A 16,799-nucleotide genomic window follows, 5' to 3' on the forward strand; every position below is an offset into this window, starting at 1 on the left:
TCAGCGCATCATATGGGACTATTTGGAAACGCTACAATGCCTAGTAGCTATTTTTTCTCAGCAATAGGTAGTAATTTCAGAATAGTGATAGTGCCATGAAGTAGAAACTCCCTGCCCGTTGCTCCTCGCTTACAGCCGCTTCTCTCCGCTTGGCGTCCTTACCTAGGTATCCTATGCCCTTCACCCTGAACGACACACTGATCTACGTTACGAACTTGGCTAATTGCCCAGGCAGCTACCTTGATGACCCCGTGCGGCGGGAGTTCTTCGAAATTGTCTGGCTTCAGAACGAGAATGCCCTGCACACCCTGAAAGACGCCACGCACGCATTGAAGGGCGACTGGATGTACCTGATACCGCCCTACCGGGTGCACCAGCTTAATAAGGCCGGTAAACGGGGCGTGCTGATTTCCTTTCGTCGCGAAGTGCTGGACGAGGACGTGAAAGAATTCCTGCTCGACGTTTTCAAAATTTTCAATATCCAAGGAGAGTTTTCGTGCCTACCTATTGACGCTTCAACGGCCACCCAGCTACACAAAATCTACGAACTCATTGATTCAGAATACGAACAGCCCGACAGCAGTCTTCTGATTCTTAAGTCGTTACTAAAAGTACTACTCCTAACCCTGGTGCGGGTGAAGGAGCAGGAATTCACCACGCAGGATGTCAACCAGAAACGCGTTTATGATTTCATGGTGCTGCTGGAAATGAACTACCAGCACATTCGGAACACCGATTTTTACGCCGCCAAGCTCAGCATCAGCTCCAAACGCCTAAACCAGATACTAAAAGAGAAGCTGGACAAAACTGGTATGCAGCTTATTCATGACCGTATTATTCTGGAAGCAAAGCGGCAGATCATCCATAGTGAGCACACCATCAAGGAAATAGCCTACTTGCTAGGCTTTAAGGATCGTCCGTATTTCAGTCGTTTTTTCAAGCAGCACACCACTCAAACGCCCGAGGAGTTTCAGAAGCAAGCGCGGCAGCATATCAATTCCAGGTTCAATACGCTGGTAGACTGAGTTACTACCCTTAGGCGGCAAATGCGCTAACCTACCGCCTACGCTACCCAACCCCAACCCACGGTCGTTTTCACCTCTTTCCTTACCACCCATGACGATTACTATTGCCCAACATTCAGCCCACCCGCTTACTGTAAACCGTTTCGGCTACGGCACCATGCGCCTAACGGGCCCAGAAGTGTGGGGCGAGCCAGCTAACCGCGCTGAGGCCCTGGAAATCTTGCGCACGGCGGTGCAATCGGGTGTTAACTTTCTGGACACCGCCGATTACTACGGAGAGGATGTCACGAACCGCTTGCTAGCAGAAGCCCTACATCCCTACCCCGCTGACTTAGTTATTTGCACCAAGGTAGGCGCTACCCGCCGACCCGATAAAAGTTGGGTGCCCTTCAACACACCCGAAAACCTGCGCACCAGCATTGAGAACAACTTGCGGACCCTGCGGCAGGAGCAAATTCAGTTGGTACACCTGCGCCTGATGGGGCCCGGCCCGGTGCCACTGGCAGAGCAGCTAGGTGCCCTATTTGAGATGCAGCGGGAGGGAAAAATCCTGCACGTGGGCTTGAGCAACGTAACGCGGGCCGAGCTGGAAGCCGGCTTGCAGTTGGGGCCCATTGCAACGGTAGAGAACATGTACAGCTATGCCCAGCGTACCACCGTATCGCTACCCCACGGCGCCAACCCAGGCGGGGAGGAAGTGCTGGACCTCTGTGAACAACACGGCATTCCCCTCATTCCTTTCTTCTCCCTACTCCACGCCTTGCCCAAACAGCTTGACAAAATTGCCGAGGTAGCTCGCCAATACCATGCTACGCCCGCCCAAATCAACCTGGCCTGGCTACTGCACAAGTCGCCTTGGATTCTGCCAATCCCGGGTACTTCGTCGTTGGCCCACCTGCGCGAGAACCTGGCGGCAGCCAGCATCAAGCTAACGGCGGCAGATATGGCGTACCTCGGTTAGTAAGTAACCCCTGGGTTGGTTGCGTAGCTGATTGAGAGCAGGAGCTTTGAGCACATAGGCTTCTCCAGCGGAGTCAAACCAGAGGCACCTCACTACGTGAAAGATCAGAGCCAGACTATGACGCAGTACCTTGTGTTATCAGCAGATTGGTTTGTATCATTCGACTTCAACTTGAGGAGTACTTGGTGGCAATGAAGAACAGCACGTGGTATAGAATACTAGTGGTCTTTCTGGGGGTATTGCTTGTGAAACCAGGCCAGGCGCAATCCTTGGCGGGTATTTGGCAAGGCGTGGAAACCGACAGCCGCGAACCGGGACAAACTTGGCCGTCGGAGATGCGAGTACAGAAGGGCAAGGATGCTGACCTGTTCGGCATACTCTACCAAGAAGTGGGTGAGCAGCCCAACATATCTGTCACGTTTCAGGTGGAAGCTACACGCACAGCCGCCGGCATGCGCCTAGACCACGTGCGCAAGCTCACGGAAACGGGCCGCAGCCCCGTTAGCTACTGGTGTGAGGGCTCCATCAGCTTCACCTACGACCCCAAACTGGAAAAGCTAACCGGCCAGGCAACCTACCAGCCAGTGGGCGACTGTGACATTGGTTCGTTTACGTTTTACCGCGTCAAGCTGCAGTCGGCGGCTACGGTGCGCGCCAACGCAGCCACTACTATTCGGGTATCGGGGCGAGATGTGCGCTGGTATGCCGATGCCGAGCTAAAGAAGCCCCTAGCCACCGGCAATTCCTACGCCACTAAGCTGCGCGCTACTACGACCTATTACCTCACCCAGGGCTACCACCCCACCCGACAGCGGGCCGTCACGCCCATTACAATTAACGTAACGGGGGCCGGCGCGGCGCCCAAACCAGCCGCGCCCGTGCCGCCGCGCCAGGTGCCACTGCCCACCCCGCCAGATACAGCCCGCTTGGATACTGTGCGCCGCAACCCAGCTCCCCTAGTGGTGCCCACGCCGGTAGTACTGCCAACCGTGTTGTTCCACCAGGGCAAGGCCGATCTGCTGCCTGAAAGCCGCCCCGCCCTCAACCAGCTAGCGACGGAGCTTATGGCCCGGCCCACGCTCAAGCTGCGTATTGCTGGCCACACCGACCGGGTTGGGGAGCCCGAAAAGAATCAGGTGTTATCGGAACAGCGCGCGGAGGCCGTGAAAGCCTACCTGGTGAAGGCCGGCATTGCAGCCGAGCGCATTAGCACCATCGGCTACGGCGACTCCCGTCCCCTTTACCCTTCCCCGGATGTGCGCAACCGCCGGGTAGAGGTTTCACAAGCTGCTGAATAAGACAAGCAAACGGCACTTATATACCTATGTTTTCAAAGGCCGCTTGATAGCAACTAGTAATTCCACATTACAAATCAAGAAGGCGGAACTGGTAATTAAAAAGTACAGCTTAGCTTGCGGGCACTCTGCTTCTACATGGAAGTGGCCCCGTTGCTGTCCGATTATATTCCGTATGACTCCTGCCCTCCGACTTCTCAGCTGTGTTTCTGCCTTCCTACTCGCCGCTAGCTTCGCGAGTCACGCCCAAACTACTCGCCCCTGGAACAACAAGCAGTGCGCCGTGGTACTGACCTACGATGATGCCATTGATGTTGACCTGGACAATGCCCTCCCCGCCCTTGACTCAGTGGGGTTGCGGGGCACCTTTTACCTCATTGGCTCCTCGCCGGTAGTGGCGCGCCGGCTGCCGGAATGGCGCCGGGCCGCCCAGAGCGGGCATGAACTTGGCAACCACGCCTTAATGCATCCCTGCGATGGGTCTCTGCCCGGCCGCAGTTTTGTCACGCCCGATACCGACCTGAGCAAGTATACCGTAACAAGGGCCGTCAGTGAAGTTCGGGCAGCTAATGTGCTGCTATCCGCCATCGACGGCAAAACCGACCGCACTTTCGCCTACCCCTGTGGCGACCGACAAATTGGAGGCACCTACTTTTACGAGCAGCTACGCCAGGATTTTGTGGGTGCGCGCGGCGTCACGGCGGGCTTGCAAACGGCAGCGCAAGTAGACCTAGCCAACATTGACAGCTATATGATCAACGGGCAGTCGGGCGACTACTTGGTGGATTTGGTGAAGAAGGCGCAGCAGTCGCACACACTTTTGGTGTTTTTATTTCATGGGGTAGGCGGCGGCCACGGCCTAAACGTAGACCTGAAGGCGCACCGCCAGTTACTGCGCTATTTGAAAGCCCACGAGCAAGACATTTGGGTAGCTCCTATGGTGGAGGTAGCCGCGAAAGTGAAGGCTACGCAACAAGGCAATGCCAAACCACGAGGGTAGCGGTACCAGCAGCATCCTACTGCTTACGGCCGCTTAAAAGCACTTAGTCAGAAAGACTCTTTCAAAAGAAAGGCCCCGCCCCCATTCGGGAGCAGGGCCTTTCTTTTAAGGTAGGCAGCTTACAGGTTTACTTTTCCTATTTCGCCACCCGAAACGCCGGTGCCGCTGCTAATGCTGTTGCCGCCTACGTCGCCATCTTCGGCATTGCCAGGCGCATCGTAATTAGGGGCCCCAGAGCGCACGCGGGCACCCGTTATTTCTTTGCCGCCTTCGGTGCCGCCGCTACCAGAGTTGTCGTCCGCGTTGAGGCCGGTGTCGTGGCTGCCGGGATTCTGGCGGCCTTCGGGCTGGCGCTGGGTCGATTGGTCGTCGGTAGACTTGGGGCGGTTATTAGCGTCGGCGGGGTTGTCGTGAGTAGCCATAGCGAGAGAAAAGGTGGAAAGGTAGATCGGGAGAGGATGCTCTCTATACGCACCAGATAGGAATAGCGTTAGCCTGCAAGCCTGTGGCCTCCATGCTCGCCTTGGATTTCCTACGCTACCTTTCCCAACTTTTAGGTCGATTTGCCCTGCCTTGAGCAGTAGATTCGTGACGACTATCCTCCTGTATTTCCGCTTCCCTCGTCTATGCCTCTCACCCAGCGTTTCCACCAGCTCTATCATCTGTTATTCTGGCTGCTAGGTGTTGCGGGTCCGGCGGCAGCCCAGCAACACCCCTCCCCCCGCGACACGTCTTTTACGGTACACAGCGCCTACAGCAAAGCCCGCAAGCAGCACCCTACCATCAGCATTGCTCGGCCGCCAGTGCCTGCTACCATCACCATCCACCCAAACCTCACCTACTGCACCCGTGGTAGTCATACCTTGCAGCTCGATGTTTTCTCGCCACGGCGGGCCAAGCGCCGCCAGCAGTTTCCGGCGGTAGTATTGGTGCACGGCGGCGGCTGGCGCTCCGGCGACCGGTCGCAGCACGTGCCATTTGCCCAGCAGCTAGCTGCCCGCGGTTACGTGGCCGTCACGGTCGAATACCGACTTTCTACGGAAGCGCCCTACCCAGCAGCTGTGCAGGATCTGAAAGCCGCCGTACGGTGGCTGCGGGCCCACGCGCGCACCTACACCATCGACACCGCTCGCATTGGAATATGGGGCTTTTCGGCGGGGGGGCAACTCGCTACCTTGGTCGGCACTACCAACGACAACCCGCTGTACGAAACCCCTGACTGCTACCCCACCCATTCCAGCAGCGTGCAAGCCATAGTTGATGCCGACGGCATCTTGGCTTTTTTGCATCCTGAGTCGGGGGAAGGCGACGACCGCAAAAGCACTTCGGCAGCTACCTACTGGTTTGGCAGCCCCAAAACCGAACATCCTGAGCTATGGGAACAAGCATCGGCGCTTACCCATGTTGGCCCGCATACTCCTCCCATTCTGTTCATCAACAGCGGCGTAGACCGCATGCATGCCGGCCGCGACGACATGATTCGGCAGCTTACCACTTTCGGCATCTACACGGAAGTGCAGCGCTTTCCCGGAGCGCCCCACCCGTTTGTGCTGTTCAATCCGTGGTTTGAGCCCACCTTGGAGTACACCGTCAATTTTCTGAACAAGACCCTCCGGGCCCGATGACAGCCCCATTACTAATTATATGCTACTGAGCGCGCAAAACTAGGCCCAACCCTTTAATGAAACGGGCAGCGTTGAAACTACTGGAGTAATAGTAACCCAACAAAAATATGATGCTTGCATAACACTTTTATACAACTTATGTTGTACATTTGCATGCAACAATCTGACTTGCACTACCCTACATACTGTACTATGAAAAAGAGCACTGCTGCTGTTTCCTCGCTGTTGTTTCTTGGCGGTCTTGGTTCGCTGGGTTACCTAGCGGCTCAGGTACTAGACCTGAATTTATTTTTCGACCTGCGCGACGAGGAAGAGCTAGACTTCTGCTAAGCAGCTGATACGTTGTTTTTTCGACGGACTCCGCCCCTAGCGGAGTCCGTTTTGTTTATGGGTGGGAAGAAACCGGGATTCTGAATCAATAGGTTAGCCTTCGGCTCTGAAAAAAAACACATCCATTCGCGGCCGTTTTCGGTACTTCACAGCAGCGGTCCGCGGTGGACCGTTATTCTTCTTTTCAAATGCTGTTGCACAGGCCCGCAAACGAAAGTCAGCCGAGCCGGTTTACCAGCAACAATCCGTGATTTATGAATCTGAGCAGCCTGAAAGAGCAGATCAGCTACATCATCGGCCGCGACATGGCCCGCAACTTCGCCCAACAGGGCCTGGACCTGGACGTAGATGTACTGGCCCAAAGCATGAAGGAAGCCCTAGGTGGCGAGCCGAGCCGCCTGAGCCCGGAACAAATGCAAAGCGCCATGCAGCAGCTGCAAGAGCAGCTAGGCGGCGCCGATGACGACGACAACCAAGACCCCTCTACTATGAGCAACAACAAAGCGGAAGGCGAAGCCTTCCTGAAGGAAAACGCCAACAAACCCGGCGTAACTACCCTCCCCAGCGGCCTGCAGTACGAAGTACTGACGGAAGGCACGGGCAAGAAAGCTGGCTCCAGCTCGTCGGTAACGACGCACTACCACGGCACCCTCATCAACGGTACGGTATTCGACAGCAGCTACCAGCGCGGCCAACCCGCTACCTTCGGTGTGAACCAAGTAATTGCTGGCTGGACTGAAGCACTTCAGCTGATGCCCGAAGGCTCGAAGTGGCGCCTCTACATCCCTTCGGACTTGGCCTACGGCCGCCGTGGTGCAGGCCGCGACATCGGACCCGACACAGCCCTCATTTTTGATGTAGAGCTGCTGAAGGTTAACAACTAATTCGCTTTTATCCGTGAAAGCCCCGCTGACGCCCGGAACCATCGTCCCGCCCCGCTGGACGCGCACTTCCACCGTCGGCGGGGCTTTTCTGGCTATGTCAGACGCACCCCACTCCTTCTCACCAGCGCCTACCGGGGCAGCACCAGATACGCCGGGCATCCCAGAGCAGCAAAAGGCTGCGCCTGCGGAGCCACTCCCCTCAGCTGTTACTGGCACTCCCATGCCAGCGGCATCAGTACCGGAGGGCTATGCTAATGAACCGATACCAGAGCTTGGGTTTCGGCCGCTGCTCCCACCTCCACCGGAAGTATTCGCGCTAGTACGGAGTGAGGACGGGCGCCTGAGTCTTACCAACGACGCCTTGGAGATTCAAGGGCAGACGTTCGGGTGGCGGGAGCTGGCAGGCGTGGACGTGCAGCCCGTCCGTTGGTTGCTGTGGTTTTTGCTGGGCTGCTTCACACTGGCTGGCTTCATGCTGGGCTTTCTGCAAAACTGGCTGCACACGGGTTCGGCCGCCTTGGGTATGGCCTCGGGCGCTCTGTTGCTGGCCTGGGGGATGCGCGGCACCAACCGCTGGCGTTTGCATCGGCCAGGCCGCGAGGCTGCGTACTTTGCCTTTTCCGGTGCGGCCCAAAGCTGGCAGCAACTAGCCACGGAAGCAAACCGCCGTATTCGCCAGCGCCACGATGAGGCAGCCGCTGATGCCGCCTACTGGTTAGCTACCAACGCCCCGGTAGCTGCGCCGCCTACCTCCCCTTCCGGGCAAGATTCTGCTCTCACTCATTAGCCTAGGCCGACACTTTTCCGGGCAGGCTGCGTAAGCCCGCCCAAGCCTATTCGCGCCCATCGCCTACCTTTGGCCCGATTCTAACTGCCTATTCTTCCTTTTTTACTCCTCTCATGGAAGCCAAACATCAGCACACCGCCATATCTACGGCTGGCTTGCTCATTGCCCTGGGCATCATCTACGGCGACATTGGAACCTCTCCGCTCTACGTGATGAAAGCCATTGTACCAGGACTCATCGAAGCTGACCTCGTGTATGGGGGCATTTCGTGTGTGTTCTGGACTTTGACGTTGCAGACGACAATCAAGTACGTGCTGCTGACGCTCAATGCCGATAACAACGGGGAAGGTGGCATTTTTTCTTTGTACGCCCTAGTGCGTCGCCGAGGCGCCTGGCTCTCGGCAGTTGCCATTGTTGGGGGCGCGGCCCTGCTGGCCGACGGCGTTATTACGCCGCCAGTATCCGTATCCTCAGCAGTAGAGGGACTGGAAGCAGTGTACCCTCACATCCAGACGGTACCCATTGTAATTGCTATCCTAGTGCTACTGTTTTTACTGCAAAGCTTCGGCACGCAAATCGTGGGCAAGGCCTTCGGCCCCATTATGTTTCTGTGGTTTTCCATGCTGGCGGCCTTGGGCGTGTACGGTATTTTACAGCACCCTGAGATTCTGAAGGCGCTAAACCCTTACTACGCCTACAACATGCTAGCCAATCGGCCCGGCGGTTTCTGGCTGCTGGGCTCGGTGTTCCTGTGTACTACCGGAGCCGAGGCGTTGTACTCCGACCTGGGCCACTGCGGCAAGGGCAACATCCGCATCAGCTGGGTTTTCGTGAAGCTCTGCCTGCTGCTTAACTACTTCGGCCAGGGCGGCTGGCTGATTGCCCACCAAGGTCAAGAGCTAAACAAACGCAACCCCTTCTATGAGTTGATGCCCGATTGGTTTCTGCTCATCGGCATCGGTATAGCTACTATTGCAGCCATCATTGCCTCACAAGCTCTCATCACGGGCTCGTTTACGCTGGTAGCAGAAGCTATTCGCCTCAATATGTGGCCCAAAGTACGCCTGAACTACCCTACTGACGTAAAGGGTCAGCTGTACGTACCTAGCATGAACCGCCTGCTCCTGTTGGGCTGCATTGGGGTTGTCTTATATTTCCGGCGCTCTGAGCACATGGAAGCGGCCTACGGTTTGGCTATCACCATCACCATGCTCATGACTACGCTACTGCTCTCCATGTGGCTGCGTACCAAGCGTGTACCCCTGCCCTTGGTGGTTTTGTTCTTGGTAGTTTATGGTCTGATTGAAGGCTCGTTCCTAGTAGCCAACCTCATCAAATTTCCCCACGGCGGCTGGGTGTCGGTGGCCATTAGCTTGTGCCTGATTACGGTAATGTACGTGTGGCTGCGAGCCTACTTCATCAAGCGTCGCTTGACAGAATTCGTCAAGATTGATCCGTACATGGATGCGCTGAAGCAACTCTCCAACGACGAATCGGTGCCGAAGTACTCCACGCACCTAGTGTTCATGACCTCGGCAGAGCGGGCCACGGAAATCGAGTCGAAAATCATCTATTCCATCTTCCAGAAGCGCCCGAAGCGAGCCGACATTTACTGGTTTGTGCACGTAGACACCACCGATGAGCCGTATACCATGGAATACAAAGTGGTAGAACTAGCTCACGACGACGCATTCCGTATTACATTCCGCCTGGGCTTCCGGGTAGAGCAGCGCATTAACCTCTACTTCCGTAAGGTGGTAGAAGACCTAGTGCGCAACAAAGAGGTGGATATTACCTCGCGTTACGAGTCCCTGAGCAAGCAGCATGTTACTGGCGACTTCCGCTTTGTGGTACTAGAGAAGTTCCTATCGGTAGAAAATGAATTCCCGCTGGTAGAGAAGCTCGTAATGCAGGCGTACTTTTACATCAAGCAGTTTATTGCTTCTGAAGACAAGTACTTCGGCCTTGATACCAGCTCTGTGAAAGTAGAGAAGGTGCCGCTCGTCATTACGCCCGTGCGCGACGTAGCTTTGAAGCGCGTACAATAAGACTCAGCTCAGCTAGACGTCACCAAAAAGCCCCGCCCGGAATGTCCGGGCGGGGCTTTTTGGTGACGTCTAGCTGAGCTGAATTAGCGGCGTACGGGCAGCCACTTAGCTAGCACTGTTTGCTGCTCCGCCGATGGGTTGGCCTGCCGCTCGATGCGGTAACGCCGGGCTGTAGCAGCCAGCAGAGGGAAGCTTACTTCTTTCACCTGGCCGTCGCGGTTCACCAAGAACTTCACGGTAGAGCCTACGGCCCGGCTGGTCAGGAGCTTGTTCGGGTCGTCAGTCACCCGAACTCCATCAACGGCCAGAATCTCGTCGCCTACGCTCAGGCCACCCTGCCAGGCGCTACCGTTGCGCAACACGCTAGTTACCGTTTGCTTGCCACCCGCAGGGCTGATGCCCGCGCCCAAGGCCACATCGGTGGTAGGGGCAGGCGTTACGCTCAGGTTTAGGCCGGCATAGCCCAGCGCGGTTTCGTAGGGTAGCGTTTCGGTTCCGTACACATAGCGGCGGAAGAAGTCGTCGAAGCGGCGACCCGCAACTTTGGCTACTGCATCTTGGTACTCCTCATCGGTGAAGCCGCGGCCTAGCTGCTTGTAATACCGGTCGTAGAGGTAGCGCATCACGTCGTCGAGGTGCTTCTGGCCCTTGGTCTCGTTGATGATCATCAGATCAAGCACGGCGCCAATCACTTCCCCTTTATCGTAGTAGCTGATGCCCGTATTCACCGAGTTTTCGTTGGGGCGGTAGTACTTAATCCAAGCATCAAAGCTCGATTCGGCTGCCGACTGCTGCTTGTTGCCCGGAGTATTCTCCACCCGGTTGATACCATTGCTTAGGTCGCCGAGGTACTCGTCGGGGCTCAGGAAGCCGGCGCGTTGCGTAATTAGGTTAGAGAAATACTCCGTACCGCCTTCGCTCACCCACAGCATGCGGGTGTAGTTTTCGTTGTCGTAATCGAATGGGCCCAGGGCTATAGGGCGGATGCGCTTCACGTTCCACAAGTGGAAGTATTCGTGGGCTACCAATCCGAGGAAGCCCTTCCAACCTGCCTCCGAAGAGTAGGCGTTGCGCGACACTGACAGCGTGGTAGAAAATAGGTGCTCCAAGCCACCCGTACCCCGGTCGATGTTGTGCACAATGAATACGTAGCGGTCCAGGGGGTTTTGCCCTACTACCCGCTGGGCCTCCTCGCATACCCGCTGCATGTCGCGCGTCAGGCGGGTCTCATCTACCTTGGGGTCGCCGAACATTGCCACCGTGTGAGGCGTGCCATTCGCAGTGAAGGTGTAGATCTTTTGATTGCCGATTTCAATGGGTGAATCCGCCAGCTCATCGTAATTAGAAGAGCGGAAAGTAAACGAGCCTCCGGCTGGCTTTAGGCTGGTGCTTACCTGCGTCCAGCCTTGGGCCGGCCGCACCTCCAACGTGCTAGGCAACTGCTTGCCCTCGGCGGGGTACATAAACACGCTGGTGCCATTGAGGTAGCCGTGAGCCGCGTCAATAAAGCTGGTGCGCACGCTCAGTTCGTAGGCGTACACCCGGTAGCGCACCGTGAAGGCTTTGCTTTTGGGATGGTAAACGCGCCACGTGTTTTTGGTTACCTTTTCGGTACGTAGCTTCTCACTACCAGCCGCGGCTTCAAAGCCTTCCACGTTTTTGGCAAACTCCCGAACCAGATAGGAACCAGGCGCCCACACAGGCATTTTTACGTCGGTATATGCCTTGTTGAAACCTCCCAGCGTCATCTCTACTTCAAAGTAGTGCGTTTGAGGAGCGGGCATGGAAAGCGTGTAGCGCAAGGTAGGTGTGGCCGCCGCAGCCGACCCAACGGAGCCGGCCGCTAGTGCCAACCCGGCCGCCAGCCACAGGCGGGTACGAGATTGAAGCATGAGGTAATGAAAGAGTGAGGTGATGAGAAACGAAGCTTCGGAGTGGGGCCCAGGTGTGCCCCAGGAGCCAAAGAACGGGGAAAACCCACCGAGGCTGCAAACCAGCGCCCGAAAAACCAGTGGCCTACTCAACTAATCTGGTGCGCTAGGCCGGAACCCGTGCCCTAGCTCCGCCGTTACGAGAGCAATTTCCGGGCTTGTTGCTTTTGGTCTGTTATGCGCTACGTTTGGCTTGTTTTTCTACTCTTAGCATCCGGCATGCTCGGCCGTTTGGCTTGGAATCATTTTCATACGCCGCCTTCGCCCTCACCAGCAGTTGCTAGCATACCCCCCACGCCAGTGCAGCGGGTAGCGTACGTCACTTCCACGCGGCTCACCCCGCGCGCCGACAGTATAGTAGCTTTTGCGCTTCGCCAGATCGGAACCCCCTATTTTTACGCCGGTAGCACTCCCGAAACGGGCTTCGACTGCTCCGGCTTTGTCAATTACGTGTTTGCGCACTACAAAATACCGGTGCCCCATTCCACAGCGCTGCTTATCTCCACGGGTCGGGCCGTGGCTCGCGCAGAAGCCCGCCCCGGCGACATTGTGGTATTCACGGGTACTGCCAGCACTTCTACTACTCCTGGGCACGCCGGCATCGTTATTTCTTCGGTGGGCCAGCCCATCCGATTTGTGCATTCCTCTTCTGCTCGCCGCGAGTCAGGGGTGAAGATCAGCCAAGTGGAAGGCACCGATTATGAGCGCCGATTCATGCAGATCCGACGGGTACTGTAGCGGTAGTTTGCTACTTGTGCTGTCTTTAGTAGCCACGATGCCCTAGGTATAAAAGAGCGATGCCCGGCCGCCTATGCAGACCTTATGGTAAGGCTGCTGGGCGAACCGGGCATCTAATCCTTCAAATCTTACCAAGCGATGAGTCTGGGGTACAGCCCCATCATCTACTTATCAAGTAAGACCTTGCCAGAATGCGGGAACTGCTAGAATAGAAGCGAGTTCCGCGCGAAAGCTGTTGTTAAGCGCGTCCGGCGGTGAAGCGGACTACATTCGACAGGCTTGGCAGGATTTGTTTGGGACTACTAGACATTTTGTACCTCCTTTCTTTAGATCCGACATAACCCCGGCCGCGCTTCCCAGCACCTTAGGGCGGCTTGGCGGGGGCTGTAGCACTCGCTACGGTAGGTAAAGTTAAAAGCCGGCAGGATGGTTCAAAATAAAAACCCCTTTATTTAGGCCCCTGGCCTAACTTTTATTCCATGCATCTGAGCATCAGGCACTAAAAACCGCTGTAAAAATTTACGCGCCTTCTCATTTTTTCTCTGGCCCTAAAGTTGCCTTACTGCTCCAAGGTAAATCTTGGGTCGGGCACTGGCACTCCACAGTATTTGTCCTATCTTTTTCCCACAAAACCCACTCTCATTCTCCTATTACCATGAAAAAAACCGTATTTATCTGCTTTGCCTTACTGTTGGGCTTAGTAGGTATGGCCTCGGCCCAAAAGCTCTCCCCCCTCGGTGTGTGGACCAACGCTGAAAAGAAAGCGACGTTTGAAATTTACCAGTGCGGCAATAAGCTGTGCGGAAAGATTGTGAGCCTAACTGTTCCTAACGACCCTAAAACTGGCAAGCCCAAAACCGATACCATGAACCCCGACCCCAAGCTGCGCAGCCGTACCCGCCTGGGTATGGTATTTATGCAGGGGTTTGAGTACGATAGTGATGATAAGTGGGACGATGGCAAAATCTATGACCCCGAAAGCGGCAAGACCTACTCGTGCTACATGAAGATGATGAACGCCAATACGATGGAAGTGAAAGGCTACATCGGCTTCTCGCTCATTGGCAGGTCACAAACCTGGACTCGCGTGAAGTAGTCGTTGGGTCTGATACTCCTTTTTGTGGCGACGCCTTCCTGACCGGGAGGCGTCGCTTTTTTTGGTGTGCAGACCATTATACTTCCGAAGTAGAACGAGCTTGCTGACGGCGGTATTTCACGCTCAAAAGCAAACCGAAGCGCTACATTCCGCGAAACTATTTGCGGCCCCCGGTGTTCCCCCTGAAACACCACCTACCTTGTTTACTTTCCTAAAACGACTTCTTTCCACGGCGCCTCCCCCAGCCCCATCAGGTAGCTGGCAGCCACTGCAACGTAGCGCTTCGCAGGAGCATGCGCACCAGCAATGGGTGCAAGACCAGGTATATCTGAACTGGATGGGGCCGTTTTTTAAGGCGTATCACTATGCGAAGGCGGGCCTGCCTAACCCGCAGTGGCGAGTAGAGCTGCTCCAGGAAGAGGGCCGGCAAGGAGCACTCTTCTTTTACCATCCGAGTATTGGGCCGGGCAACTTCCGCCACTTGTTCGATTTCCTCCGCGACCGAGTTATAGCCCTGGGTTACAACCTAGCTACTTCGGATCAGCGTAGCCGGCGCCACGACTCGTATACGGAAACGGTAGCCAAGCACTTTCTCAAACCTCAACCGCGCGACTGTACGGCTACTGGGCGTTGCAACCAACGGTTTGGTACCATCATGGTAGATTTGATGAGTATTAACAACCAGCCGGGCTTCATACGCATATTCTGCAACCCGTATGACAACGATATTTTCACACCGCCGCATAGCTTCGATGAACTAATGGAAGCTTTGTTTAAGCTACCCGATGCGCCGCCAGAAGTGCAAAAGCTCATTACAAAGTACACCAAGCCGTGAAGTAGGCCTTAAGCTTACCCCTCACACAAAACGACCCTTCTCGCACTAGCGCGGGAAGGGTCGTTTTGTGTGAGGGCCAATAGAGATGACTGCCTACTCGGCTGCGCGAATAAAGCGGGCCTGCGATACATTGCCATCGGGAGTTATGAGGCGCAAGTGATACCAGCCGGGAGCTAGGTGGCGCGTATCTAGTAGGGGTGCCGTACTGGTCACTGCCTGACGCAGCACTATCCGGCCCAGGGCATCACGCACTTCCGCATGGGCCCGAGCCGCGGTGAAGTCGGCCAGGCGAAGTTGGTTGCGGCACGGGTTTGGGAATACTGTAATGGGTACAGAGGCCGCAGCTTGGCGCGTGGCAAGCACCAGAGCATTATCGCGCTCCACGGTGCCAGCGGTTCCGTTCAGCACCCACTGATCGGGGTCGATAGTAATGCTGCTGACGGTGCGCGCGTCCGTTAGGCCGAAGGAGGCGACAAGTTGACTTTGCCGTTGGCGCACAGTACGTGTGGTGCCATCTGTGAACGTGAAGCGGTAGTCCAGCTCTGTGTCGAACAAGGGCGTAACGCTTGGCATGGAGGGAGTTTCGGTAGTTTGCAGGTAGATGCTGCTGCCAACTTGGTTCCAACGCACGGCAAACGTGGGGAAGCCTTCACCCCGATACCACTGGTCAAAGAAATACTGTAGAGAGCGGCCCGCCTCAGCTTCAAAAATGCGCTGTAGGTCGGCGGTGCGGGCTGTGCGCCCGGCATAGGTGTTCTGGTAGGTAGTCAGCGCGCGGAAGAACTTCGTGTCGTCATTGAGCAAGTAGCGCAGCATGTGAACGACAGCGGCGCCTTTCTTGTAGCTCAGCCGAGAGCTGAAGATACGGCCTACGCTGGTTGTGTCCGACACGCGGATGCTACCTCCCGGGGCCGTTTCCCAGACGCCCGTGCTTGCATTACGGATGTTCATGGATACGAAATGAGCGTTGTCCATCCACTGCTGGGCCGCGCTGGCACCCGAAAAACGATTCAGCGCCAAGTACTCGCCGTAGGATGCAAAGCCCTCATTCAGCCAGATATCCTCCCAGGCTCCGCAAGTTACGTTGTCGCCAAACCACTGGTGAAACAGCTCGTGAGCCGTAAGGGTGAAATTAAATTCACTTTGCGTGGTCATGGTTTGGTGCTCCACACCGCCTCCGATAGGTGCCATAGCGTGGCCGTATTTCTCGGTGGCAAAGGGATATAGGCCTACCAAGCTGGAGTAATAGTCAATAAAGCCCGGTGTCCGGTCAATTTCTGTCCGGTAGAAAGCAAGTGCATCTTGGTTGTACACGTAATTGACAATGGGAATGCGAGGACCGCCAGCGGGGTTGGCGTAGTTCACATACTCCGTGTAGGGAGCCACAGCCACCGAAATCAAGTAGTAGTCAATGGGTTTGCGAGATTTCCATTCGTAGCGCACCTTACCGTTGGGGAGGGCTACAGTGCGGGCAAGTATTCCATTGGAGCCTACTTTATTAAGCGCCGTAGTCGTCACCCACACATCGGAGGAATCAGCCTTGTCAGTCAAAACTTGCTTGCAGGGCCACCACTCGTAGGCATGGTAGGGCTCAGATAAGCTCCACGTGCAGCTCACCCCAAAGTTGGGGTCTACCCCCGTATCTAGCGCGTTGCCGATGGCAGCCGCGCTGCCGTTAGGAGCCGTACCGTGGTAGTATACTAGGGTACTAAACAACGTATTGGCGGCTACTGCCCGACGCAAACCAACCGTCACGTCGCCTTCTTGTCGGCGCCAGCCTGGGCTGCGCTGCCCATCTACTACCACCGAGTCGATGACCAGGGCAGGATACAACTCGAAGGCCACCGAGTCGAGGTTACTGACCAGGGCCCGACTACGGATGGTAACTACCCCACTCACACTGCGAGAGTTGTTTTCGAGGCTGATGTTGAGCTTGTAGTAGCTCACGTCGTAGCGGGCCATTTTCTGGCGGTGGCTCACGGTAGCAAAACCGGGGCGCTCGGCGCCGGCCGTACGCACGCGTGCGCACAGTTCTGCCACTGAGCCATTCACGTCGGCCGGTCGGGCCCGGTAAGCCGGAATCTGGGCCGGAGCCTGTTTATAGACGAGGGCCAGCAACAGGCCAGCAGCAAACATAAACACTTGTCGCATAGAAAGTAACAACAGCAAAACCCATCTTGAAGCCAGGTGGCAGAAGGTATACGAAAGGTACGCAGACAGCTCGGAATTTGGGTTGCCAAACCT

At 56.0% G+C, this 16,799-nt stretch carries 15 protein-coding genes; 12 read left to right on the plus strand and 3 right to left on the minus strand.

The annotated features are described in order from the left end of the window. Positions 1–173: 173 nt before the first annotated feature. From CHB83_RS01545 to CHB83_RS01560, 4 genes are all read left to right on the plus strand, one after another. Positions 174–1,025 carry a helix-turn-helix domain-containing protein gene (locus CHB83_RS01545; protein WP_055562625.1) on the plus strand — a complete coding sequence of 284 codons (852 nt, stop codon included), beginning with the start codon at positions 174–176 and terminating at the stop codon, positions 1,023–1,025. Between the two features lie 91 nt (positions 1,026–1,116). Then, the gene (locus tag CHB83_RS01550; protein ID WP_045690112.1) at positions 1,117–1,986 is read left to right on the plus strand and encodes an aldo/keto reductase; all 870 of its coding nucleotides are present in this window, start codon (positions 1,117–1,119) and stop codon (positions 1,984–1,986) included. 191 nt (positions 1,987–2,177) lie between these two features. Next, positions 2,178–3,284, plus strand: a complete 1,107-nt coding sequence (locus CHB83_RS01555) for an OmpA family protein (RefSeq protein WP_089331438.1) — start codon at positions 2,178–2,180, stop codon at positions 3,282–3,284. Between the two features lie 172 nt (positions 3,285–3,456). Beyond that, the gene (locus CHB83_RS01560) at positions 3,457–4,281 is read left to right on the plus strand and encodes a polysaccharide deacetylase family protein (RefSeq protein ID WP_089331439.1); all 825 of its coding nucleotides are present in this window, start codon (positions 3,457–3,459) and stop codon (positions 4,279–4,281) included. Between the two features lie 119 nt (positions 4,282–4,400). Here CHB83_RS01560 and CHB83_RS01565 read toward each other — a convergent pair whose 3' ends face one another. Next, positions 4,401–4,703 carry a hypothetical protein gene (locus CHB83_RS01565; RefSeq protein WP_045690543.1) on the minus strand — a complete coding sequence of 101 codons (303 nt, stop codon included), beginning with the start codon at positions 4,701–4,703 and terminating at the stop codon, positions 4,401–4,403. A 204-nt stretch (positions 4,704–4,907) separates the two neighbouring features. Between CHB83_RS01565 and CHB83_RS01570 the strand changes: the two genes are divergently transcribed. The 5 genes from CHB83_RS01570 to CHB83_RS01590 all read left to right on the plus strand — a co-directional run bounded on the left by CHB83_RS01570 (position 4,908) and on the right by CHB83_RS01590 (position 9,955). Then, a complete protein-coding gene (locus tag CHB83_RS01570) occupies positions 4,908–5,906 on the plus strand; it encodes an alpha/beta hydrolase (protein ID WP_089331440.1) in 999 nt (332 codons plus the stop codon). Between the two features lie 192 nt (positions 5,907–6,098). Continuing rightward, positions 6,099–6,236 carry a hypothetical protein gene (locus CHB83_RS23735; protein WP_161806891.1) on the plus strand — a complete coding sequence of 46 codons (138 nt, stop codon included), beginning with the start codon at positions 6,099–6,101 and terminating at the stop codon, positions 6,234–6,236. 254 nt (positions 6,237–6,490) lie between these two features. Continuing rightward, a complete protein-coding gene (locus CHB83_RS01580; protein ID WP_089331442.1) occupies positions 6,491–7,120 on the plus strand; it encodes an FKBP-type peptidyl-prolyl cis-trans isomerase in 630 nt (209 codons plus the stop codon). Positions 7,121–7,133: 13 nt separating this feature from the next. Next, complete coding sequence (locus CHB83_RS01585; protein WP_143436963.1) at positions 7,134–7,907, plus strand: hypothetical protein; 774 nt, start codon at positions 7,134–7,136, stop codon at positions 7,905–7,907. A gap of 113 nt (positions 7,908–8,020) precedes the next feature. Next, a complete protein-coding gene (locus CHB83_RS01590; RefSeq protein WP_055562403.1) occupies positions 8,021–9,955 on the plus strand; it encodes a KUP/HAK/KT family potassium transporter in 1,935 nt (644 codons plus the stop codon). Positions 9,956–10,038: 83 nt separating this feature from the next. On the opposite strand, the gene CHB83_RS01595 is transcribed toward CHB83_RS01590, so the two are convergent. Continuing rightward, positions 10,039–11,847 carry a M61 family metallopeptidase gene (locus CHB83_RS01595; protein WP_089331444.1) on the minus strand — a complete coding sequence of 603 codons (1,809 nt, stop codon included), beginning with the start codon at positions 11,845–11,847 and terminating at the stop codon, positions 10,039–10,041. 258 nt (positions 11,848–12,105) lie between these two features. Between CHB83_RS01595 and CHB83_RS01600 the strand changes: the two genes are divergently transcribed. From CHB83_RS01600 to CHB83_RS01610, 3 genes are all read left to right on the plus strand, one after another. Then, complete coding sequence (locus CHB83_RS01600) at positions 12,106–12,624, plus strand: C40 family peptidase (RefSeq protein WP_055562404.1); 519 nt, start codon at positions 12,106–12,108, stop codon at positions 12,622–12,624. 655 nt (positions 12,625–13,279) lie between these two features. Continuing rightward, a complete protein-coding gene (locus CHB83_RS01605; RefSeq protein ID WP_089331445.1) occupies positions 13,280–13,720 on the plus strand; it encodes a DUF2147 domain-containing protein in 441 nt (146 codons plus the stop codon). Positions 13,721–13,919: 199 nt separating this feature from the next. Then, positions 13,920–14,555 (plus strand): hypothetical protein, encoded by a 636-nt coding sequence (locus CHB83_RS01610; protein ID WP_143436964.1) that lies wholly within the window; start codon positions 13,920–13,922, stop codon positions 14,553–14,555. 93 nt (positions 14,556–14,648) lie between these two features. Here the strand turns inward: CHB83_RS01610 and CHB83_RS01615 are convergent, their stop codons facing one another. After that, the gene (locus CHB83_RS01615) at positions 14,649–16,706 is read right to left on the minus strand and encodes a M1 family metallopeptidase (protein WP_089331447.1); all 2,058 of its coding nucleotides are present in this window, start codon (positions 16,704–16,706) and stop codon (positions 14,649–14,651) included. Positions 16,707–16,799: the final 93 nt, after the last annotated feature.

The organism is Hymenobacter mucosus (assembly GCF_900188255.1).
Lineage (GTDB): Bacteria > Bacteroidota > Bacteroidia > Cytophagales > Hymenobacteraceae > Hymenobacter > Hymenobacter mucosus.